At 65.7% G+C, this 3884-nt stretch carries 5 protein-coding genes; 1 reads left to right on the top strand and 4 read right to left on the bottom strand.

Annotated elements, in window-relative coordinates; genetic code table 11:
• Positions 1-399: 399 nt before the first annotated feature.
• The 3 genes from ACFQ36_RS21265 to ACFQ36_RS21275 form a co-directional block, all read right to left on the bottom strand.
• Positions 400-882 carry a regulatory protein RecX gene (locus ACFQ36_RS21265; protein ID WP_377017309.1) on the bottom strand — a complete coding sequence of 161 codons (483 nt, stop codon included), beginning with the start codon at positions 880-882 and terminating at the stop codon, positions 400-402.
• Between the two features lie 84 nt (positions 883-966).
• Positions 967-2019 carry a recombinase RecA gene (recA, locus tag ACFQ36_RS21270; protein WP_377017301.1) on the bottom strand — a complete coding sequence of 351 codons (1053 nt, stop codon included), beginning with the start codon at positions 2017-2019 and terminating at the stop codon, positions 967-969.
• A 236-nt stretch (positions 2020-2255) separates the two neighbouring features.
• Positions 2256-2477 carry a DUF3046 domain-containing protein gene (locus ACFQ36_RS21275; protein WP_377017303.1) on the bottom strand — a complete coding sequence of 74 codons (222 nt, stop codon included), beginning with the start codon at positions 2475-2477 and terminating at the stop codon, positions 2256-2258.
• 71 nt (positions 2478-2548) lie between these two features.
• Between ACFQ36_RS21275 and ACFQ36_RS21280 the strand changes: the two genes are divergently transcribed.
• Positions 2549-3022, top strand: a complete 474-nt coding sequence (locus ACFQ36_RS21280; RefSeq protein WP_377017305.1) for a MarR family winged helix-turn-helix transcriptional regulator — start codon at positions 2549-2551, stop codon at positions 3020-3022.
• A gap of 161 nt (positions 3023-3183) precedes the next feature.
• Here ACFQ36_RS21280 and ACFQ36_RS21285 read toward each other — a convergent pair whose 3' ends face one another.
• The gene (locus ACFQ36_RS21285) at positions 3184-3621 is read right to left on the bottom strand and encodes a helix-turn-helix domain-containing protein (RefSeq protein WP_377017307.1); all 438 of its coding nucleotides are present in this window, start codon (positions 3619-3621) and stop codon (positions 3184-3186) included.
• Between the last annotated feature and the right edge of the window lie 263 nt (positions 3622-3884).

Below are 3884 nucleotides of genomic sequence, written 5' to 3' on the forward strand. Positions count from 1 at the left end.
GCCCCAGGCCGGTGCCGCCTTCTGCGCGGCGTCCGCGGCTGCGGCCTGCTTCGCCGGTGCGGCCTCGCCGCCGACGGCATTGCCTGCCGAGGCGGGATTTGCCGGCTGTACCAGCGACACGAGGCTCATCATCGGTGGTTCGGAGGCTTGGTCCGCAGCAGGGGTCCCGACACCTGCGAATGCGGCACCGGTAGCGCTCAGCGCGGCTATGGCGGTCAGGCCCAGTGCAAGGCCGCCGCGCAGCCGCCGATGCTGCTGCAGGCCCCGCCGGGCTCGGTTCTGGTCACGTCGTTCATGGTTTTTGGCACTCACAAACGCAGGACCGTATGGACCTTTTCTGGGAAAAGTCTCAAAAAGGTAACGAAATGGCGGGTTTAAGTGGGCAAGATCACATAAATGTTACGGCGTGTCGATTTCGTCGTAACGGCTTTCGAGTTCCTCGGAAACTACCTTGAAGGCCAAGGCCGGCGGATACCCCTTGCGGGCCAGCATCGATGCCAGGCGCCGGACGGCTTTGTCACGTTCGCTCCGGTCCGCCGGCGTCGCCCCGGAGCGCAGCTTCCGCCGCACCAGTTCCCTGGCGGCGGCCAGCTCGTCCTCGGCGGAGAGCTGTTCCAGGGCGGCCTCGGCCTCCTCCTGGGCAATCCCCTTGTCCGCCAGTTCGCGCCGGAGCGCGCCCCGGGCGAGGGATCGTGTCCGCGACCGGCTGCTGACCCACATCCTGGCAAATTCGGCGTCATCGACCAGCCGGACCTCCTCGAAACGGTCCAGCACCACGGACGCCACCGCACTGGGGACACCCCGCTCGGCCAGCTTGAGTTCCAGCTGGCGGCGGCTCTTCGGGGACACGGTCAGCAGACGCAGCACGATGGACCGCGCCACCTCGTACGGGTCCGCTTCCGGGGTCAGGTCCGCCGGCGTTCCCGGGGTGGGGCCGGCGGACCTGCCGCGATCGGGATGCACCGCTTAGATGCCGTCCACTGCCTTGAGCTTGGGCTCGCCACCCTCGCCGGCATCGGGCTTGACACCGATGCCCAGCTTCTCCTTGATCCGGCGCTCGATCTCGTCGGCGAGGTCCGGATTGTCCTTCAGGAAGTTACGGGCGTTCTCCTTGCCCTGGCCCAGCTGGTCGCCCTCATAGGTGAACCAGGCACCGGACTTCTTCACCAAGCCGTTTTCCACACCCATGTCGATCAGGCCACCCTCGCGGGAAATGCCCTGGCCATAGAGAATGTCGAACTCGGCCTGCTTGAAGGGCGGAGCCATCTTGTTCTTGACGATCTTGGCGCGCGTGCGGTTGCCCACCGGATTCGTCCCCTCCTTGAGGGTTTCAATGCGCCTGACATCGATGCGGACCGAGGCGTAGAACTTCAGGGCCTTGCCGCCGGTGGTGGTTTCCGGGCTGCCAAAGAAAACGCCGATCTTCTCGCGCAGCTGGTTGATGAAGATGGCCGTGGTCTTGGTCTGGCTCAACCGGCCGGTAATCTTCCGCAGCGCCTGGCTCATCAGGCGGGCCTGCAGGCCCACATGGCTGTCACCCATTTCGCCTTCGATTTCAGCGCGCGGCACCAGTGCCGCCACCGAGTCCACGACCACGATGTCCAGCGAGCCCGAGCCCACCAGCATGTCCATGATCTCCAGCGCCTGCTCTCCGGTGTCCGGCTGTGAAACCAGCAGGGCGTCCGTATCCACCCCCAGCTTCTTCGCGTAGTCCGGGTCCAGCGCATGCTCGGCATCGATGAACGCGGCAATGCCGCCGTTGCGCTGGGCGTTTGCCACCGCGTGCAGGGCAACGGTGGTCTTGCCGGAAGATTCCGGACCATAGATTTCCACGACGCGGCCCCGCGGCAGGCCGCCGATGCCCAGCGCGACATCCAGTGCAATGGAGCCGGTGGGGATAGTCTCGATGGGGGCGCGGGCGTTGTCGCCCAAACGCATGACGGAGCCCTTACCGAACTGCTTGTCGATCTGCGCGAGCGCGGCTTCGAGAGCCTTCTCGCGGTCTGCCGGTGCGGCCATTGTTCACCTCGGATTCATTGCGGCCTTGCGGGCCTGCCTTCATTGCCCACCTGTGACAGTAGCGCGCGGCACTGACAAAATAGCCGCGCCGTTGCCGTGTGTGGACAACACGGCAGCTCCGCTTGAATTTCTGTCCCTGTGTAGGAGCATACTCCTATCCGAACAAATATTCGAATGGCTGTTCGGATCCGCCCCGGAACCATGGACGGGCACCTGCGGGCTCAGCGCCCCGATTTTCAGCGCCTGGGTTTGATGTCCCGGCCGAGGCGGCGCTCGGGCGGGACATCCTGCATTTCGCAGACGGCAAGCCAGACCGACTTCGGCGGCACCCCGGCCTTTAGCGCCTCGGCTGCCGTGCGTCCGCCCAGGGCGGCCAGCACCAGGTCCGCCGCCAGCACGCGTGAGTAGCCGGCCCCGAATTCATCATCCATCAGCCGCCAAAAATCGCTCAATCGCACGTGGACATCTTCTCACGCCGGCCGGGACGATTCATCCGGGGGCACCCTGCACGGGAACTACAATGGGGACCATGAGCGATCAGCCGCCGGCCCCCGAATTCGATGCAGCCATCGACTCACTGGAACGCCAGCTCAGCGTCCTGTGGCGGCGCGCCCGCGCCAACTCGCACCGGGTGGCCCGGCAGGTCCACCCGGACATGGAACCGGCTGCCTACGGGTTGCTGGCCGTGCTGCAGCGGGAAGAGTCGATGCGGCTGACCGACCTGGCGGCAAACATCGGCGTCGGCAAGCCGTCCGTAAGCCGCCAGGTGGCCATGCTTGAACAGCTGGGCCTGGTGCACAAGCAGGCCGACCCGGTGGACGGGCGGGCCCAGTCGATTTCCCTTACACAGACGGGCCGGGACCGCCTCACGGCAGCCCAGCTGGCCCGGAAGAGCGCCTTCCGCGAACGCCTCGGGGACTGGTCAGTGAAGGACCTGGATGCCCTGGCCGGCCTGCTGGACCGCCTCAACCAGGCTTACGGCGGCGAGCCTCCCCTGCATTAGGCCGGCCTTCAATCCGCGAACCCGCGAACCCTGACGCGGCAGGCGCCGGTGCCGCCAACGCAGCAAGGCTGCCGGCAATACAGTAAGGCCGGCCCGCATCGCGGTAACCGGCCTTGCTGTATTGGAGCTGTTAGTGGTCTTGATGCCTGCGGACCCGGCGGTCAGGAGCGCGCGGACGCCAGGCCTTGGCTGAGGTCCTCCGGCAGTTCGTCCGGGATATGCGAGACAAACTCACGGGAAAGCTCCTGCGGCACGGTGTCCGGAATGATCACGCCTTCGGCGTCCGCAACGCGGTCGCTTACCTCGCGGAGCATCAGGGACAACGGTACATCGAGTGCCGTGCAAATGGAGGACAGCAGTTCCGAGGACGCTTCCTTCTGGCCTCGCTCGACTTCGCTCAGGTAACCGAGGGAAACACGGGCGCTGTGTGACACTTCGCGAAGGGTGCGGCCCTGGCGCTGCCGGACGTCGCGAAGGACATCACCAATTTCGTGGCGTAGCACTACCATTTTGCGCTCCTTCTCCCGACGGGCTTCATTAGCCAGGCCCACATCACGCCAACGGACTACGCCGTTTACGGATACGGGCTGCTTAACCATGTGTATCGCCTTGCTCCCTTATGCCTATCCGGCGGCTGCAACCGCCTGATTTCTAAAGCTTAGCCAACAACGCTAGCAGTTGCCGACATCTTTGATAACTCCCGGGTCAAATAATTTGTTCCCCGGGGCCGGTTCCCAGGGCGGCCCTGTCGTCGGTCCCGCCCTGCCTGGCCGGCCGGTCCGCAATGGTGCTGCGCAGTTCGGCCAGGGCGGCCGCGCACGCCTGCCGGCGGATCTCGGCGCGGTCGCCGTCGAACCGGAAC

The organism is Arthrobacter sp. GCM10027362, assembly GCF_042679445.1.
In the GTDB taxonomy this organism is placed as follows: domain Bacteria; phylum Actinomycetota; class Actinomycetes; order Actinomycetales; family Micrococcaceae; genus Crystallibacter.

What these genes read in the sequence shown, in the direction of transcription:
- recA (WP_377017301.1), bottom strand. Translation starts at nt 2,019, where the DNA reads ATGGCCGCACCGGCAGACCGCGAGAAGGCTCTCGAAGCCGCGCTCGCG.
- ACFQ36_RS21280 (WP_377017305.1), top strand. Translation starts at nt 2,549, where the DNA reads ATGAGCGATCAGCCGCCGGCCCCCGAATTCGATGCAGCCATCGACTCA.
- ACFQ36_RS21285 (WP_377017307.1), bottom strand. Translation starts at nt 3,621, where the DNA reads ATGGTTAAGCAGCCCGTATCCGTAAACGGCGTAGTCCGTTGGCGTGAT.